The organism is Paenarthrobacter sp. NPDC092416 (genome assembly GCF_044755025.1).
Lineage (GTDB): Bacteria > Actinomycetota > Actinomycetes > Actinomycetales > Micrococcaceae > Arthrobacter.
Genome location: NZ_JBIVQG010000021.1, coordinates 1 through 16,480, shown reverse-complemented (window position 1 = coordinate 16,480; position 16,480 = coordinate 1). Strand labels below are relative to the sequence as shown.

Annotated in this window: 15 protein-coding genes; 12 read left to right on the top strand and 3 right to left on the bottom strand. The window is 62.0% G+C overall.

What is annotated here, in order from left to right; all coding sequences use genetic code 11:
* The first annotated feature begins 23 nt into the window (after positions 1-23).
* Positions 24-1,274: a non-homologous end-joining DNA ligase gene (gene ligD / locus ACIQC5_RS22990; protein WP_400287412.1), complete on the top strand. Its 1,251-nt coding sequence runs from the start codon at positions 24-26 to the stop codon at positions 1,272-1,274.
* A gap of 74 nt (positions 1,275-1,348) precedes the next feature.
* On the opposite strand, the gene ACIQC5_RS22985 is transcribed toward ligD, so the two are convergent.
* Positions 1,349-1,624, bottom strand: coding sequence for a hypothetical protein (locus ACIQC5_RS22985; protein ID WP_400287411.1), 276 nt, complete (start codon positions 1,622-1,624; stop codon positions 1,349-1,351).
* A gap of 143 nt (positions 1,625-1,767) precedes the next feature.
* On the opposite strand from ACIQC5_RS22985, the gene ACIQC5_RS22980 reads away from it, so the two are divergent.
* The 3 genes from ACIQC5_RS22980 to ACIQC5_RS22970 all read left to right on the top strand — a co-directional run bounded on the left by ACIQC5_RS22980 (position 1,768) and on the right by ACIQC5_RS22970 (position 4,475).
* Positions 1,768-2,547, top strand: a complete 780-nt coding sequence (locus ACIQC5_RS22980) for a type 1 glutamine amidotransferase domain-containing protein (RefSeq protein ID WP_400287410.1) — start codon at positions 1,768-1,770, stop codon at positions 2,545-2,547.
* A 145-nt stretch (positions 2,548-2,692) separates the two neighbouring features.
* Positions 2,693-3,514: an MBL fold metallo-hydrolase gene (locus ACIQC5_RS22975; protein WP_400287409.1), complete on the top strand. Its 822-nt coding sequence runs from the start codon at positions 2,693-2,695 to the stop codon at positions 3,512-3,514.
* Positions 3,515-3,662: 148 nt separating this feature from the next.
* Positions 3,663-4,475 carry a hydrolase gene (locus ACIQC5_RS22970; RefSeq protein WP_400287408.1) on the top strand — a complete coding sequence of 271 codons (813 nt, stop codon included), beginning with the start codon at positions 3,663-3,665 and terminating at the stop codon, positions 4,473-4,475.
* A 66-nt stretch (positions 4,476-4,541) separates the two neighbouring features.
* On the opposite strand, the gene ACIQC5_RS22965 is transcribed toward ACIQC5_RS22970, so the two are convergent.
* Entirely contained in the window at positions 4,542-5,675 is a 1,134-nt protein-coding gene (locus tag ACIQC5_RS22965) for an acyl-CoA dehydrogenase family protein (RefSeq protein WP_400287450.1), read from the bottom strand.
* A 245-nt stretch (positions 5,676-5,920) separates the two neighbouring features.
* On the opposite strand from ACIQC5_RS22965, the gene ACIQC5_RS22960 reads away from it, so the two are divergent.
* The 6 genes from ACIQC5_RS22960 to ACIQC5_RS22935 all read left to right on the top strand — a co-directional run bounded on the left by ACIQC5_RS22960 (position 5,921) and on the right by ACIQC5_RS22935 (position 13,628).
* The gene (locus tag ACIQC5_RS22960) at positions 5,921-6,826 is read left to right on the top strand and encodes a LysR family transcriptional regulator (RefSeq protein WP_400287407.1); all 906 of its coding nucleotides are present in this window, start codon (positions 5,921-5,923) and stop codon (positions 6,824-6,826) included.
* Between the two features lie 209 nt (positions 6,827-7,035).
* Complete coding sequence (locus ACIQC5_RS22955; protein WP_400287406.1) at positions 7,036-8,538, top strand: CoA-acylating methylmalonate-semialdehyde dehydrogenase; 1,503 nt, start codon at positions 7,036-7,038, stop codon at positions 8,536-8,538.
* A gap of 2 nt (positions 8,539-8,540) precedes the next feature.
* Positions 8,541-9,602 carry an enoyl-CoA hydratase/isomerase family protein gene (locus ACIQC5_RS22950; protein WP_400287405.1) on the top strand — a complete coding sequence of 354 codons (1,062 nt, stop codon included), beginning with the start codon at positions 8,541-8,543 and terminating at the stop codon, positions 9,600-9,602.
* Positions 9,603-9,627: 25 nt separating this feature from the next.
* Positions 9,628-11,550: a propionyl-CoA synthetase gene (locus tag ACIQC5_RS22945; RefSeq protein ID WP_400287404.1), complete on the top strand. Its 1,923-nt coding sequence runs from the start codon at positions 9,628-9,630 to the stop codon at positions 11,548-11,550.
* Between the two features lie 88 nt (positions 11,551-11,638).
* Positions 11,639-12,595 carry a 3-hydroxyisobutyrate dehydrogenase gene (mmsB, locus tag ACIQC5_RS22940; protein ID WP_400287403.1) on the top strand — a complete coding sequence of 319 codons (957 nt, stop codon included), beginning with the start codon at positions 11,639-11,641 and terminating at the stop codon, positions 12,593-12,595.
* 178 nt (positions 12,596-12,773) lie between these two features.
* On the top strand, positions 12,774-13,628 hold the full coding sequence (locus ACIQC5_RS22935; protein ID WP_400287402.1) for a LuxR C-terminal-related transcriptional regulator: 855 nt from the start codon (positions 12,774-12,776) through the stop codon (positions 13,626-13,628).
* Between the two features lie 168 nt (positions 13,629-13,796).
* On the opposite strand, the gene ACIQC5_RS22930 is transcribed toward ACIQC5_RS22935, so the two are convergent.
* Positions 13,797-15,164: an MFS transporter gene (locus ACIQC5_RS22930; RefSeq protein WP_400287401.1), complete on the bottom strand. Its 1,368-nt coding sequence runs from the start codon at positions 15,162-15,164 to the stop codon at positions 13,797-13,799.
* Between the two features lie 184 nt (positions 15,165-15,348).
* On the opposite strand from ACIQC5_RS22930, the gene ACIQC5_RS22925 reads away from it, so the two are divergent.
* Complete coding sequence (locus ACIQC5_RS22925; RefSeq protein WP_400285436.1) at positions 15,349-15,990, top strand: GntR family transcriptional regulator; 642 nt, start codon at positions 15,349-15,351, stop codon at positions 15,988-15,990.
* 68 nt (positions 15,991-16,058) lie between these two features.
* Positions 16,059-16,480: MmgE/PrpD family protein (locus tag ACIQC5_RS22920; protein WP_400287400.1), on the top strand; the 422-nt coding region annotated here is incomplete at its 3' end.

Sequence of the window (16,480 nt, the reverse complement as noted above, 5' to 3'; positions counted from 1 at the left end):
CCGATCATTGCTAGCGTGGCCGCATGAACCCGTCCAAGACTCCGGCCGAGATCATCGATGCAGGCGGCGCGGAGGTTCGCATTTCGAATCCGGACAAGGTGATATTCGCTGAGCCCGGGCTGACCAAACTCGATCTCGTGCGCTACTACCTCGCAGTGGCCGATGGCGCGCTCCGCGGCGCAGGTGGCCGTCCCATGGTGCTCAAGCGGTTCCCCAAAGGCATCAACGCTGAGCCCTTCTTTCAAAAACGCGTTCCCGAAAACCACCCCGACTTCATCGACACAGCAACGTTGCATTACTCATCAGGAACCTCGGCCGAAGAGGCCGTCATCCGGAATGCTGCGGGCTTGGCATGGGTGGTGAACCTCGGATGCCTCGACCTCAACCCGCACCCCGTACGCGCGGAGGACCTGGACCACCCGGACGAGCTCCGGGTGGACCTCGACCCGATGCCAGGGGTCGACTGGTCCCAGATCGTGGATGTCGCCTACGTCGCGCGCGAGGTGCTCGACGACGTCGGGCTGGTGGGGTGGCCGAAGACAAGCGGCTCTCGCGGACTCCACATCCTGGTGCGCATCGCACCTCAATGGTCGTACAGGGATCTGCGGCTCGCCGCCGAAACCCTTGCCCGCGAGGTCGAAAACCGCGCTCCCGGACTCGCCACCGCACGGTGGCGGAAGGAGGAACGTGGCGAGAGCGTTTTCGTCGATTTCAACCAGAACGCCAAGGACCGCACCGTGGCCTCCGCGTACTCGATCCGGGCCCTGGCCGATGCCCGGGTCTCCGCTCCGCTCACGTGGGATGAGCTGGCCTCAACCCGTCCCGAACACTTCACGGTGCGCACAGTGCCTGGACGTTTCGCCGATATCGGCGATCCCCATGTCGGAATCGATGACGCGGTAGGCTCCCTCACCGGGCTCCTCGATCTGGCCGCTGAGCTCGGTCCTGCCGAGAAGGCGCCGCGGGCCGGAGACGGCTCAGGCCGCCGGATGTCCTCGATGCCGCTCATCGAGGTAGCCCGCACCAAGACCAAGCCTGAGGCACTCGCCGCACTCGAGGACTGGAAGACCCGGCATGCGGACCTCGCCCCGGCCCTGCACCCGGCCGATGTGCTGGTGGACGGGATGCGCGGATCGAGTTCCCTCTGGTACAGGGTTCGCGTGAACCTGCAACACATCCCTGAGGCCGAACGTCCGCCGCAGGAGAAGCTCATCGCCGACTACGATCCCTGGGCCGGCAAGGAATGGCCCGGGCGACCGGGGTCTACGATGTGAGTCCGCGGGGACCTGCTCCTGATGGAAGAGGAAGGACCACTTTGCCTGGGGTGCACTGACCTGGACCACCTCACCTATCTGCCCGCTGGGATACCACCCTGACGCGCCGGGCCCGCAAGGCCAGCGGACTGTCGGCGGTGGTTGTGAGGTTCAGCCGGGCCCGCAAGGCCAGCGGACTGTCGGCGGTGGTTGTGAGGTTCAGCCGGGCCCGCGGGCGCTACGAGCGAAAAGGCCTCCTCGTCGAAGAGCAGGCTCTGGCAGATGCCGAGGCGTCGTGCCTTGTGGACGCGGAGGGGCGCAGCCGCCGTCGAACCCGTGATGAGGATCGACGGCGCAAGGCTGCGGGACATGGCTCGAGGCGAGGTCAGCGGGAAGGTCGACGAAGTGCTCCATCGCTGGCGCCGGGGTTGACCGTCCCCGCCAGTTCTACACATCCGGCCACTGCCAAAAAACAGGGGGGCGTAGGGTGGAATGTGGACGAAAGGAGCACTTCATGAAGAAAATTCTCATGGTACTAACCAGCGTGTCCGAGCTCGGCGATACGGGAGAGAAGACCGGCTACGACGTGGCCGAGGCTGCACATCCTTGGAAAGTCTTCAAGGATTCCGGGCATTTCGTCGATTTTGCGTCCATCCAGGGCGGCCAGCCTCCTCGCGACACTGTGGACTCGGACGATCCCATACAAGTTGCCTTCACGCAGGACGAGGCAACGCGTGCCGGGCTCTACAACACAGCCCGCGTGGACGTCGTTGATCCCGAACAGTACGATGCCGTCTACCTCGTGGGTGGCCACGGCACCATGTGGGACTTCCCGGACAGCGAAGGCCTGCAGAGCCTTGTGGCCAGTGTCTACAACGCTGGCGGATTGGTGGGCGCGGTCTGCCACGGCCCGGCCGGCTTGTTGAACGTTGAGTTGGAGAACGGCTTCCGCCTCATCCAAGGCAAGGATGTGGCAGCCTTCACCAACGCCGAAGAGGTAGCCGCCGGCAAGGACAAGATCATCCCGTTCTTCTTGGCGGACCGGCTGGAGGAACAGGGTGCGACCCATGTTTTCGCCGATGTTTTTCAGGAGAAGGTCGTGGTGGACGAACGACTGGTGACCGGCCAGAACCCGGCCTCGGCCGCGGGCGTGGCCAAGGAGATGGAGAAGCTGTTCGCGGAAGTCATCCATAAGGAAAAGGCCGCGGAGCAGCACGAGGCGGAAGTTCTGCGAGCCGAGAAGAACGCAGAGAAGGACGCCAAGAAGAAGGCTGCGGCAGAGTCGGAGCACTAACGCCAACATCCCCAGCGTCGAGCGCGGCAGTCTGGCTGCACCGGGGCCCGCCGCCGGCTCGCTTTGCCCAAAATGCTTGCAACCCAGACACCGCAGGTCTTACCGTCACACCAGGCGGTTGCAACCGACAAGCGGAAGGTATCCCATGCTGAAGGAAGTCGCCGAGGACGTTCTGGTCCATGAGAGTGAGTTCATCCAGAGCAATTCCGTTATTGTGCAGGGCCGTCATGGTGTGTTGCTCATCGACCCCGGCATAACGGCCGGCGAAATGGCGGACATCGCGAACGACCTTCGCGAGCTGGGGCAGCCTGTTGTGGCAGGCTTCTCCACGCATCCTGATTGGGACCATGTGCTGTGGCACCCCACCTTCGGCGATCCACCCCGCTACGGTACAGCCCGTTGCGCGGCTTCAATCCGGGATGTCCTGTCGAACGTCGACTGGAAGGACCGCGTAGCGGAGGGGCTCCCGCCGGAATATGCCGAAGAGATCCCAATGGACCTGCTTGGCCTCATCACCGGCTTGCCCACCGAAGCTGCGCAGATTCCGTGGGATGGTCCCACAGTCCGGATCATTGAGCATCAGGCCCACGCCCCAGGCCATGCGGCGCTGTTAATCGAAGAGAGCCGGGTCCTTGTCGCCGGCGACATGCTTTCTGACATCCTGATGCCGTTCCTCGACCTTGAGGCCACGGATCCGCTCAACGATTACGTTGCCGCGTTGCGGCTGTTCGAGAGCGTGGCCGACGACGTCGATACCGTAGTTCCGGGGCACGGCTCAGTGGGCGGAGCTGGGCAGGTACGGGCACGAATTGATCTGGATCTGCGGTATGTGCAGGCCTTGCGGGACGGCCTGGATCCGGGTGATCCCCGGGTTGGCCCATCGGCCCCGTTGGATTGGCTGGTCGACGTGCATGGTTGGCAACTCCAGCGGCTTGCCCAGCGTGAGAAGGACCGGCCGTCCGAATAGCGGTTCCAGCGCCACCTTCTCCCCTGGCTACCATCGCCCCCGCAGCCACTGTTGCCTTCCTGAAGACTTTCCCGTGCCATAGTCTGGGCCCACCCCACCCTGCGGACGAACGACGACATGGCAAGACCGAACTCAGGAGGAACCACCCATGCTGATTTGCGCAACCTGCGCCGTCGAACGCGACGAACCCGTCCCGGAGCTCTGCCCGATCTGCACCGATGAGCGGCAGTACGTGCCTGAAGACGGTCAAAAGTGGCTCACACTGGACGAGCTGGCCCGCGTCGGTCAGCACATTAAGTTCAAGGAGAACGAGCCGGGACTGATCGGGGTCAGTACCCAACCACACGTCGGAATCGGGCAGACCGCCCAGCTTGTAGTGACACCCCAGGGTTCGTTGCTATGGGATCCGGTCGGATATGTCGACGAAAACGCAGTTCAGTCCGTGCTCCAACACGGCCCGGTCCTGGCGATCGCTGCCAGCCATCCACACATGTTTGGTGTGCAGGTGGAATGGTCGCGGCGGCTCGGAGGCGTCCCTGTCCTCGTGGCGGAAGCAGACCGGCAATGGCTGGGACGCCACGATCCGAATATCAACTTCTGGTCCGGCATTGAAACCATCACCGAAGGGTTGGCACTGCACCAGACAGGCGGACACTTCGTGGGCAGTGCGGTGGCACACTGGGCCGAAGGTGCGGGTGGCAAAGGTGTACTGCTGACTGGTGACAGCGTGTTTCCGAATCCGGATCGCCGCTCCATCGCCTTCATGCGCAGCTACCCGAATCGCCTGCCGCTATCCGGCGCAGTGGCACTGCGGATAGCCGCGACGCTGGACGAGCTCGAATTCGACCGGATCTACGGCAACTTCAACAACGTCATCGCCGCCGGTGCGAAGGCAGCTTTGAAGGAATCGGCCCAGAGGCACGCTGCTTGGACACGTGGAGACTTCGATCACTTGACCTGAATACGGGGCCGTAGCCGGCGCCGTCAACACTCATGGTTTTAGGCCCTCATTACGCAAGGAACTGACCTAGACGAATGCGGATTTGCCGGTGACGGCACGCCCGACAATCAGCGAATTGATCTCGTAGGTTCCCTCGTAGGTGTAAAGGATTTCCGCGTCCCCCAGCAGTTTGCCCATTTCGAAGTCGCTGCTGACACCATTTCCGCCCAGGAGGGATCTGCCCATGGCCACCGAAGCCCTTGCCATCCGCGTGGTAGTTGCCTTGCTCATGGCGGCCTGCGCCATCTCCAGCTTTCCCTCAGTCTGGATCCTCGCGAGGTGGGCCATTAATGCGAGGGATGCTGTGGCGTTGCCAAGGATCTCGGACAGCTGGTGCTGTACCAGTTGGAACTTGGCGAGTTCCCGGCCGAACTGCTGACGCTGCAAGGAATACGCGCGGGCGATATCAAATGCTGCGAGTTGAATGCCCGCCGCCTGCCAGCCCACCCATGCCCGGGAATCCCGCAACAGCTCGTTTGCCTTGGAAAAGTCGGTCGCTCCCGGCAGGAGGTTTGCTTCGGGAATACGAACGGAGCGAAGCTCAATGTGGGCGTTTTGCATGATCCGCAACCCGATCTTGTTGCAGATCTTCGTCGCTGTATATCCGGGGCGATCCGTCTCTACGATAAAGCCCTTGATCTGCCCATCCGCGACATCTCTCGCCCATACCAGAGCGAAGTCGGCAATGGTACCCGAGCCTATCCAGCGTTTTGCGCCATCAATGATCCACTCCCCACCTTCAAGTCTGGCCGTAGTCTCAAGTCCGCCGGCAATGTCCGAGCCGTGGTCCGGTTCTGTGAGGGCAAAGGCGCCGAGCTGACGGAATGAGGTCAGGCCTGGGAGCCAACGGTCTTTTTGGTCCTGCGACCCCAAAGTATTGATCATGCCCACAATGAGTTCATTGTGGATGCCTACCAAGGCCGACAGTGAGACATCCGCTCGCGCGACCTCAACGTAGACGAGCCCTTTAAACAGGACTGATGTTCCATCTGTTTGCAAACCTCCCAGACCGTAGGCGCCAAGCATGGTCAGAAGCTCGAACGGGAATTCCTCCCTGTTCCAGTAGTCAATGGTTGCTTCCCGGACATGTTCCTGAAGGAATACACGGATGTCCAAGAGTCGGGAACGCTCAGCGGGTGAGAGCAAATCCAGGACATACATCAAGTCCGCATCAGGAAACGGCGGCGCTATCGCAGGCGCTGCTTGGTCGGGCCGGTTGCGAACACTTTCTTTCAGTTTCACGAGCGCGTGTCCCTTCATCCTTGACAGGAGTGGCTTGGCTGGGCTTACTGGCAGCAGAAACGCACCAGGCTCTACATACTAGGACTTCCTAGTATGTACTAGGAAGTCCTAGTATGTTCCTTAAAAGGCAGACATAGTGTGCGTTGATGCACAGGAGGTGAACGTTGGATTTTAAGGGACTTCCAAGCGCAGACGATCTTCTCGTCCTGCTCACCGTTGCCCGTTTGGGAAGGTTCAATGCAGTCGCTGAAGCGCTGGAAACAACGCACACCACCATTTCGCGGCGGATCCTCGCCTTGGATAAGCGTCTGGGGGGCCGCACTTTGGAACGCACGCCCTACGGATGGGAGCTCACCGAGTTGGGACGCAAGGCGGTGGCGGCGGCAGAGGGCGTTGAGCGAAGTTTGGGCGGCCTCTCGGCAAGTTTGGAGCGCACGTCCGAATCCCTTTCGGGGTTGGTGAGGATCAGCACCCCTGACGTGTTCGGACCCATGTTTGTGACGCCCGCACTTGTACGGCTTCAGCGCAGAAACCCCCTGCTACGGGTCGAAATGCTCAACGCCACGCGCAAGCTCAGCCGGAACAGGTCGGGCGTGGATCTGGAGATTGTTGCCGGCGCCGTGGAGGCGGGGAGAACGGAGACGATCTTCCTGGCCGACTACGTGCTCCGCCTTTACGCCAGCCCAAACTATCTGAAAGAGCGCGGGACGCCCCAAACGCTTCCAGAGTTACAAAGCCACAGCTTCGTGTCCTACGTGGAATCCGTTCTTCAGGTTGTTGAAATAGGCCACCGATCGCAAACCCTGACAGACAGTCCGGCCAACTTTCAGGCAACGAGCCTCTTTGCCCAGCTGGAGGCGGTTCGACACAACGGCGGCATCGGCCTCCTGCCCTCCTTCATGGTCTACGGCCTTCCCGGTTTTGTCCCGGTACTGCCGCATGGTTTTGAGCGTCGGCTCAGTTTCTGGGCTGCGGCCAGACCGGAATCGCTTCGCTCCCCCGCGGTCCAGGCAGTCATCAAGGCCGTTCTGTCGGAAGTCCGCGGCCGCCAAGACGAGCTGATGTCTTAACGGTCGGAACAAGGCCAACCCTCCACTGATGCCATGTGCACGTATGCACATGGCATCTGCTTTAACTGCCCTTGTTTGCACTGTCGAGGCGGTGGGACGCTGAATCAACGGCCCAGCAGAAAGCTGGATTCCCCCAGACCTTCGACCAGATGATGGATCACCCGGCCCGCAGAACCACGGCCCGTAATCCAGAAGCAAAGGAGCATTTAATGGTCAACGTACTCACGCATTACATTGGCGGAACACGCACGGAGGGCACGTCAAAGCGATTCAGTGACGTCTTTGACCCTTGCACTGGCCACGTGCAGTCACGTGTCCCGCTTGCCACCCCTGCAGAGGTAAGTGAGTCTGTAGCCAACGCCGAAAAGGGCCACGCTGAATGGTCTGCCATGAACCCGCAGCGCCGGGGCAGAATTCTTTTGAAGTTTGTTGCACTCGTCAACCAACATTTGGACGAGCTCGCGGAAATGCTCTCCTCCGAGCACGGCAAGACCTTTGCTGATGCGAAGGGAGACATCCAGCGTGGCCTTGAAGTTGTGGAATTCTCAGCTGGAGCGGCTGCGCATTTGTTGAAGGGTGAATTCTCCGACAGCGTGGGGACGGGAATCGACGTACATTCCCTGCGCAAGCCGCTCGGCGTCGTTGCCGGCATCAGCCCCTTCAATTTTCCGGCCATGATCCCGCTGTGGCAGGCCGGCCCCGCACTGGCCGCCGGCAATGCCTTCGTCCTCAAGCCCTCGGAACGCGATCCCTCCGTACCTCTGCGTTTGGCGGAACTGCTCACCGAAGCCGGGTTGCCGGACGGGGCGTTCAACGTGATCAACGGCGACAAGGAAGCCGTTGACGCACTCCTTGAGGACCCGCGCGTCAAGGCAGTTGGCTTTGTTGGTTCCACTCCGATCGCCCAGTACATCTACGCGACGGCCGCCGCACAGGGCAAGCGTGCCCAGTGCTTCGGCGGAGCCAAGAACCACATGGTGATCCTTCCGGACGCCGATCTGGATATGACCGCTGACGCCTTGATCGGCGCGGCCTACGGCTCCGCGGGCGAACGCTGCATGGCGATATCAGTTGCGGTGCCGGTGGGCCAAAAGACGGCCGATGCGCTGGTTGCCAAGCTCAAAGATCGCATCAACAAACTCACCGTCGGCCACAGTCTGAATAAGGACAGCGACTTCGGTCCGGTCATTGCTGCATCAGCGAAGGAACGCATCGAGTCCTACATTGCCGCGGGCCAGGACTCAGGAGCCACGCTGGTGGTGGACGGGCGTGGGCCAACCGTAGAGGGTTATGAGGGCGGATTCTGGGTAGGCCCCACCCTGTTCGACCACGTGACGCCTGACATGAGCATCTACAAGGAGGAGATCTTTGGCCCCGTGCTGAGCGTCGTCCGCGCCGAGGACTACGACGAAGCACTGCGTCTGTGCAACGAGCACGAGTTCGGCAATGGCGTCGCAGTCTTTACGCGTGACGGCGACGCAGCCCGCGACTTTTCCAGCCGAGTCGAAGTCGGCATGGTCGGCATCAACGTTCCGCTTCCGGTTCCCATTGCGTACTACACCTTCGGCGGCTGGAAGGCGTCGGGTTTCGGCGACCTTAACCAGCACGGACCGGATGCGTTCCGCTTCTACACCAAAACCAAGACCGTCACCAGCCGCTGGCCCTCGGGCATCCGCGCGGGCGCCAGCTTCGTCATGCCTGCCGGAAGCTGACCATGCCCACCGATCAAGTCCTCTTCGAACGTCGAGGGCAGCTCGGCGTCATCTTGCTCAACCGGCCCCGGAACATCAACGCACTGACGCCACAGATGGTGGAAGCAATGCTCGCCAAGCTCAGCGAGTGGGCCCACGACAATGCGGTCAAGACGGTCCTGGTGCGTGGAGCCGGGGAACGCGGCCTCTGCGCCGGAGGCGACATCGTGGCGATCTACCGGGACATGGTCGACGGCGACGGCGACGCCACCGCGCAGTTCTGGGCAAGGGAGTACCGTCTCAACTCTCTCGTCGGCCGCTACCCCAAACCGTACGTGGCATTCATGGATGGCCTGGTTCTGGGCGGCGGTGTAGGCATATCCGCCCACGGCTCCCACCGAATCGTCACTGAGCGCACACGGATGGGCATGCCCGAGACGACGATCGGGTTCGTTCCCGACGTCGGCGGTACCTTCTTGCTCGCAGCAGCACCTGGTGAGTCCGGGACTCATGCGGCCATGACGGGCGCCCACCTCGACGGCGCGGACGCCCTGCATCTGGGCCTCGCCGACCATTTCGTTCGGAGCGACAGGCTGGACGCACTTGCGACGGCGTTGGAAGAGGAAGCGGCGGACGAGGCCCTTGCGGACTTCGCCGTCGAGCCGCAGTCCTCCCGCCTCGCGGCCGAGCGGACCTGGATAGACCAGGCCTACGCGTCCAACGACGTCGCCGAAATCGTGCGTCGTCTACGCTCCGCACCTGTACCGGAGGCAGCCCAAGCAGCGGACACCATCGAGGCAAAATCACCCACGGCGCTCAAAGTCGCACTTGCGGCGCTAAGACGTGCGCGGCTGCGTGACCTGACACTTGAGGATGCACTGGACATGGAGTACCGCATCGGTCTCCGGCTTCTTGCCGGCCATGACTTCCGTGAGGGCATCCGCGCGCAGGTCATCGATAAAGATCGGAGCCCCCGCTGGAACCCGGCCACCACGGCCGACGTGACCACAAACATGGTTGCGGATTGCTTCGCCTCCCTCGGCGGGCGTGAGCTCGGGCTCGCCGAGGGCGTCGCAATCGGTTGACGACTCCGAAGCCACCAACTATCCAATGTCCAACTTATTCAGGAGTGTGAAGCATTCCATGTCCGCATACGCTGACGCCTACGCACGCAGTATGGCCGACCCACAATCGTTCTGGCTAGAAGCCGCCGACGCAATCGACTGGTTCGAAAAGCCACACCGCGCGCTCGACACCTCCGAGGCGCCGTTCTTCAACTGGTTCCCGGACGGGGTACTCAACACCTGCTACAACGCGCTGGACCGGCACGTCGTCCAAGGGAAAGGTGACCGCCTGGCCCTCGTTTGGGAATCGGCCATGGCACATCGAACGGAGCGCTACACGTACACCGAACTCCTGGATCGAGTGAGTCGGTTCGCTGGCGCCCTTCGCGACCGAGGCGTCGGCCGCGGAGACCGCGTACTGATCTACATGCCTATGGTTCCCGAGGCAGCCATCGCAATGCTGGCATGTGCTCGGCTCGGTGCCGTTCATTCGGTGGTCTTTGGCGGATTCGCCGCTCCTGAACTTGCCGCGCGGATTGACGACGCCGAGCCCAGAGTCATCGTGGCTGCGTCCTGTGGTCTGGAGCCAGGCCGCGTTGTTGAATACACGCCGCTCATCCGGGCCGCGTTGGAAAAGACCCGCCATCGTCCTGATTCCACGATCATCCTCCAGCGGGAACAGGCAGCGTCGGAACTGGGAGAAGCCGAGTTCGACTGGGATGACGTCATTTCCGCTGCCGAACCTGCCGACTGCGAACCGGTCATGGCCACCGATCCCCTCTACATCCTCTACACCTCTGGAACCACCGGAAAACCCAAAGGTGTAGTCCGTGACAACGGCGGCCACGCCGTCGCCCTGGCGTGGTCCCTGCCCAACATCTACAACGTTCATCCAGGGGAAACCATGTGGGCGGCCTCAGATGTGGGATGGCAGGTGGGCCACACTTACACGGTGTACGGGCCACTCATCGGCGGAGCCACTACTGTCATGTTCGAGGGAAAGCCGGTTGGAACCCCCGACGCCGGTGCGTTCTGGCGCATCATCGAGAAGTACAACGTCAAAGTGCTGCTCACGGCACCCACCGCCATACGGGCGATCAAACGGGTTGACCCCGAGGCGACATGCTTGGACGGGCACGACATCAGCAGCCTTGATGCCTTGTTCCTGGCAGGCGAAAGGCTTGATCCCGACACCTACGCATGGGCTGGCGACGTCCTCGGCGTTCCGGTGGTCGATCACTGGTGGCAAACGGAAACCGGATGGCCTGCTTGCGCGAACCTCCGAGGGCTGGAACCGATGCCCCTCAAACCGGGATCGCCCTCGGTTCCCGTTCCCGGGTTCGACATTCGGGTGCTCTCCTCGGACGGCAATCCGGTAGAAGCCGGCACCGAAGGGATGCTCTGTATCAAATTGCCACAGCCCCCTGGCATGCTGAGCACCCTTTGGCAGGACAAGGAACGCTATCGCAAGGCGTACCTGAGCACCTTCGACGGGTACTACCTCACTGGCGACAGCGGCCTGATCGACGAGGACGGATACGTGTATGTCATGGGCCGCACCGATGACGTCATCAATGTAGCCGGACACCGTTTGTCCACCGGGGTCTTGGAAGCGGTGCTGGCTGCCCACCCCGCAGTCGCGGAATGCGCGGTCATCGGTGTGCCGGACGAATTGAAAGGGCAAGTGGCCCGAGGCTTCGTGGTCTTGAAATCCGGGGCCAACATTACCGAGGACGCCTTGAGGGAACAGATCATCGCCTCTGTCCGTGCAGAGGTGGGGCCGGTGGCGGCATTTCGGGAGCTCTACGTGGTGGACGGCCTCCCCAAGACGCGCTCAGGGAAGATCCTGCGCCGCAGTATGCGGGCAATCGCCGAAGGGCGCGATGAAGCGCTGCCGGCGACCATCGAAAATCCCGAAATCTTCACTTCACTGAGCCCAATACTTCAAGGTAAACGCGCCAACTATTGATCGATCGAGCCTGCTGGCTCTTTCGATGGTTCGAGGGCTCAGCCCCCAATGCGCAACCAATCAATCAATCGAAACGCGAGGAAAACTTATGACACCACGAATCGCTTTTATCGGACTTGGCCACATGGGTGGTCCAATGGCAGCCAATCTGGCGAAGGCCGGATATGAGGTAACCGGGTTTGACCTGGCAGCTTCATCCCTTGATCAGGCCCGCGACAACGGAATCAGGATTGCGGAATCCGCCGTCACGGCCGTTGAGGCAGCCGATGTGGTCATCACTATGCTTCCAGCAGGTCGCCATGTTCTGGAACTCTACTCAGGAACAGCTGACTCTCTTGGCCTGTTGTCGGCAGTCTCCCCAGGGACGCTCTTCATTGACTGCTCCACCATCGCCGTGGCAGATGCCCTGTCCGCACACGCCTTGGCGGCTTCGGCGGGCCAGCGGTCTTTGGAGGCTCCCGTTTCCGGTGGGGTTGCCGGCGCCGCTGCGGGCACCTTGACGTTCATGGTTGGAGGACTTGATGCTGACTTTGCCCAAGCCGGACCGATTCTCGACACCATGGGCAAACGAAAGGTGTATTGCGGCGGTTCCGGCGCGGGCCAGGCAGCCAAAATTTGCAACAACATGATTTTGGGAATCACGATGATCGCGGTAAGCGAAGCCTTTGTCCTGGGCGAGCAGCTTGGGGTTAGCAACGATGCACTGTTCGACGTGACGTCACATGCGTCCGGCCAATGCTGGGCGCTGACCTCCAACTGCCCTGTACCGGGTCCGGTGCCTGGCAGCCCGGCGAACCACGATTTCCGGCCAGGTTTCGCGAGTGCGCTCATGGCCAAAGACTTGGGCTTGGCGGCCGATGCATTGGCTTTCGCCGGGCTGCAGGACGTTGGTCTGGGAGGAAGGGCGACTGACATGTATCGCGCGTTTTCCGACGACGGCGGTGCAGACAAGGATTTTTCTGCCATCATCAACGCCATTCGGGCCCAGACGGCAGAATCCAGCATCGCTGATCAGCGGGCGGCTACTGCCACAGACGTCGCATAATGGACTACAAGAACATTCTGCTACTCGCCGGTCGCATGACGGGCGCAGAAGAAGCTGGCATCCGTTGTGAGAGACGCTTCTTTCACCCGCTGTTTTCCACGAAGGACCAAAAAGAAGGTTTTCATGCCTTTGTTGAGAAGCGTCCGCCGAGATTCCTTCACCAGTAGCGTGTATGGTTATGCAGCCTAACGACTACTACCGCCCCGACGACCGGGAGTTGCTCCGGGCCGCGATGCGTGAACTGGCCCAACGGTTCCGCCCCGCGGTGTTGTTTGGCGGGATGGTGGCCGGGAACAGTCTCCAGCTCTCGGATTTCATCGGCGCGGCCACGGCTAGCCTCCGCAACGTCAGTGTCCCTCCTGGGGCTGGGCTGGGTGGGCGGGTTTTCAGCCAGTGCCAGCCCCTTCTGGTGACCGACTACATCGCTTCCGACCGGATTACCCACGAATACGATGCTGCCGTCAAAAACGAGGGCATAAGATCGCTGACCGCTGTGCCGGTCATAGTTCGCGGCGAGCCTCGCTCCGTACTCTATGTCGGAAGCCGGGAGGGCATCCCCCTGGGTGAGCGCGCCATGGAAGATGCCATGTCTGCGGCGAAGGCCATCGCTTCGGAACTGCGCGTCAGGGATGAGGTGGACCGGCGAGTGGCCGTCATGCACCGTGTCCATGATGAATCTTCCATGACATACGATCACAACTGGCTGGAGGAAGTCCGGCAGGCGCACGCTGAGTTGCGGTCACTGGCCAGCACGGTCACCGACGTGCAACTCGCACAGCAGCTCGATGGGATCGGCGCGCGCCTGGCCCCCTCCCCCGCCAGCGGGTTGCAGCCCGCTGTACGGCTGGCACCCCGGGAACTGGATGTGCTGGCCCAGATTGCTTTGGGTTGCTCCTATGCCGAAACAGCAGACAGGCTGAGTCTGAAGCCAGTCACCGTGAAGAGCTATCTTCAAAACGCCATGGCCAAGCTTTCCGTGCATAACCGGCTCGAAGCGGTGTCGGCCGCACGGAGGCTCGGTCTACTGCCGTAGTAGGTCTTCCGAAACCGCCATGGAACGTCCTCCCGGATTCCGGGAGGACGTTCTCGTGTTTGCTCCTGATCGGCCCCTTGGGAATGCGGCGCTGCCGCGAAGTATCCCAGTAGCAGTAGGTGCGGGGCCGCCGATGGGTCGGCAGCCCCGCACCTTCCAGCGGCGGTCCTACGCCGCCGTCGTGCGGTCTTTCTTCATGGTTCCGCCTTCCAGGGGACGCTCTTCGAGTCGCGACTTCTCCCGATTGGGCAGGGCCATGGTGCAGGCGATGCTGAACACGCCAATGGCGGCGAGCAGAACGCCGATGCCCCAGCCTCCTGTGCTGGCAATCAGCTGTGCCGCGACGAGCGGAACAACGCCACCGCCCAGGACCCCGGCGAGGTTGTAACCCATGCCGGCGCCGGTGTAACGGTACTTTGTCTCAAAAAGCTCGGGAAGGAGCGCACCTGCCGGGCCGTAGGCGATCGCAAAAATTACGAGGGTGACGGTGAGGCCGATGCCGAAGGCCAGAACTGTACCCATGCTCAGCAGTGGGAACAGCACCAGGGACCATGGCACAGCGAAAATGCAGGACGCCGCAATGACCTTCTTGCGACCGAAGCGATCGGAAAGGATGCCGGAGGCCAAGGTGGCGGCGGCAACGAAGACAGATGCGATGATCCCAGTGGTAAGGACCTCCGGACGGCTCAATTGCATACCGGTGGGACTTGTTGCGTAGCTTGTCAGGAATGCCGTTCCAATGTAGAAGAGGGCAAACAAGAGCGTCAGGGAGCCGCCTGCCAAGAGGATCTCCTTGGGCTGGCCCTTGATGGACTCGACGATGGGAAGCCGGGCAGTGGTTTCAGGGCGGTTGGCGTTCCTGAACACCGGTGTTTCCTCGATGCTGGTCCGCACCCAGAAGCCCACCAGAACCAGGACGGCGCTGAGAATGAACGGCACTCGCCAGCCGATGGTGATAAACGCCTCCGACTTGTCGCCCAAGGTAAGGCTGGTGACCAGGAACGTGCCGCTGGCCAGCGCGAAGGCCACAGATGGACCGAGTTGCGGGAAAGAGCCGAACAGTCCGCGTTTGCCTTGGGGCGCGTATTCGGCTGTCAGCAAGGTGGCACCCGCCCATTCCCCGCCGACCGCCAGGCCCTGGACGAATCGAAGGACCACCAGCAATATCGGTGCTGCAATGCCGATGGTGCTGGCATCCGGGATCAGGCCGATCATCACCGTGGCGATGCCCATCATGAGCAGCGTGGTGATGAGTGTCTTCTTGCGTCCGATCCTGTCGCCGTAGTGCCCGAAGATGATTGCCCCCACCGGCCGGGCGATGAACGCGACGGCGAAGGTACCGAAGGATGCGACAGTACCGGCAGCAGCACCCAAGGCGGGAAAGAAAACTACCGGAAAGACCAAAGCGGCTGCCGTTCCGTAGATGAAAAAGTCGTAGAACTCGATGGTGGTACCGGCCGCACTGGCGAACGCTACCTTCCTGAGGGTCTTGCGGCTGTGAGGCGGTGAATAGGCAACGGATGAAGCTGAGCTCATGGGAATCTCCTTTGATGTCCGGCTCGTGTTTCTCACAATGTGATGCAGAGCACCATAGCCAGAAGCGAGGACATCCAACTACCTCCCAAAGGAGGTATCCCCCACCCAAGCCTTGATGTATACAAAGACGTGCCATTTTGGTATTTGATTGCTACTTTTCGGATGCTGTGCATACACTGTGGTTATGCGTGCGAGTGATCGGGCTTATGCGGTTTTGCGTGAGGATATTGTTCAGTGGCGTCTTCGGCCGGGTGCGGTGTTGGCCGAGGTGGAGCTGTCCGAGCGGTTGGGGGTGTCGCGGACTCCGGTGCGGGAGGCGTTGGGCCGGTTGACTGCGGAGGGTTTGACGAGGGCGGCCGGCGGGCGTGGGGTGGTGGTGACCGACATTTCGTTGGAGAGCATCGATGAGTTGTTCGAGCTCCGCGAGACCTTGGAGGTTAGGGCTGCGGGCTTGGCTGCGCAGCGGGGCGAGCCGGGGGTTTTCGCCGGGCTCCACGCCCTTTTGCTGGGGGCCCCTGCCTTGCTCGGTGATGGGGATCCTGCCCGGGGCGGGTATTACGCGTTGGTGGGCCGTTTGGATGAGGCGATCGATGCGGCGATCTGCAACGCGTATCTGGCCCAGGCCATGCGGGGGCTTCGGGTGCATCTGGTCCGGGTCCGGCGTCTGGCCGCGGATGATACCGCCCGGCTGCAGGCTGCCGCTGCCGAGCACGCCGCGATCGCCGAGGCCATCGCGGCGGGGAACCCGCGGGTCGCCGAGGCCGCCACTACCCTTCATTTGCACCGCAGCCTGAGCCATCTCAAGGCCACGCACACACCTGCCTAGAAAGCCCTGCACCTGCTGGGCAACAACACCTGTTGGGAAACCACTACACCTGTTTTAGAAGGAGCATCATGGTCAAGAACCATCACGTCCGTGTTTATAAGTCCGAGGAGAACCTGCCCCGTGAGGAGCAGTTGGCGCATAAGATCGCCGTGGTCGCTGCCGACCCTGTTCCCGTGACTGCCGAGGTCACGGAGATGGTGATCAACCGGATCATCGATAACGCCTCGGTGGCCATCGCGTCGTTGAACCGGGCCCCGATCGTCGCGGCCCGCGCCCAGGCCCTGACGCACGGCCCGTCGGCCAACGGCAAGGGCGCCAAGGTGTTCGGCGTCACTGAGCGGGTGTCCCCGGAGTGGGCTGCCTGGGCGAACGGGGTGGCCGTGCGTGAGCTGGATTACCATGACACGTTCCTGGCCGCGGATTACTCCCACCCGGGCGACAACATCCCGCCGATCCTGGCCGTGGCCCAGCATGTGGGTTCCACCGGGGC

Excerpts from the sequence above, each read along its gene's own strand:
- ligD (WP_400287412.1), top strand. The coding sequence starts at position 24 with ATGAACCCGTCCAAGACTCCGGCCGAGATCATCGATGCAGGCGGCGCG.
- ACIQC5_RS22985 (WP_400287411.1), bottom strand. The coding sequence starts at position 1,624 with ATGTCCCGCAGCCTTGCGCCGTCGATCCTCATCACGGGTTCGACGGCG.
- ACIQC5_RS22980 (WP_400287410.1), top strand. The coding sequence starts at position 1,768 with ATGAAGAAAATTCTCATGGTACTAACCAGCGTGTCCGAGCTCGGCGAT.
- ACIQC5_RS22975 (WP_400287409.1), top strand. The coding sequence starts at position 2,693 with ATGCTGAAGGAAGTCGCCGAGGACGTTCTGGTCCATGAGAGTGAGTTC.
- ACIQC5_RS22970 (WP_400287408.1), top strand. The coding sequence starts at position 3,663 with ATGCTGATTTGCGCAACCTGCGCCGTCGAACGCGACGAACCCGTCCCG.
- ACIQC5_RS22965 (WP_400287450.1), bottom strand. The coding sequence starts at position 5,675 with ATGTATGTCCTGGATTTGCTCTCACCCGCTGAGCGTTCCCGACTCTTG.
- ACIQC5_RS22955 (WP_400287406.1), top strand. The coding sequence starts at position 7,036 with ATGGTCAACGTACTCACGCATTACATTGGCGGAACACGCACGGAGGGC.
- ACIQC5_RS22950 (WP_400287405.1), top strand. The coding sequence starts at position 8,541 with ATGCCCACCGATCAAGTCCTCTTCGAACGTCGAGGGCAGCTCGGCGTC.
- ACIQC5_RS22945 (WP_400287404.1), top strand. The coding sequence starts at position 9,628 with ATGTCCAACTTATTCAGGAGTGTGAAGCATTCCATGTCCGCATACGCT.
- mmsB (WP_400287403.1), top strand. The coding sequence starts at position 11,639 with ATGACACCACGAATCGCTTTTATCGGACTTGGCCACATGGGTGGTCCA.
- ACIQC5_RS22935 (WP_400287402.1), top strand. The coding sequence starts at position 12,774 with ATGCAGCCTAACGACTACTACCGCCCCGACGACCGGGAGTTGCTCCGG.
- ACIQC5_RS22930 (WP_400287401.1), bottom strand. The coding sequence starts at position 15,164 with ATGAGCTCAGCTTCATCCGTTGCCTATTCACCGCCTCACAGCCGCAAG.
- ACIQC5_RS22925 (WP_400285436.1), top strand. The coding sequence starts at position 15,349 with ATGCGTGCGAGTGATCGGGCTTATGCGGTTTTGCGTGAGGATATTGTT.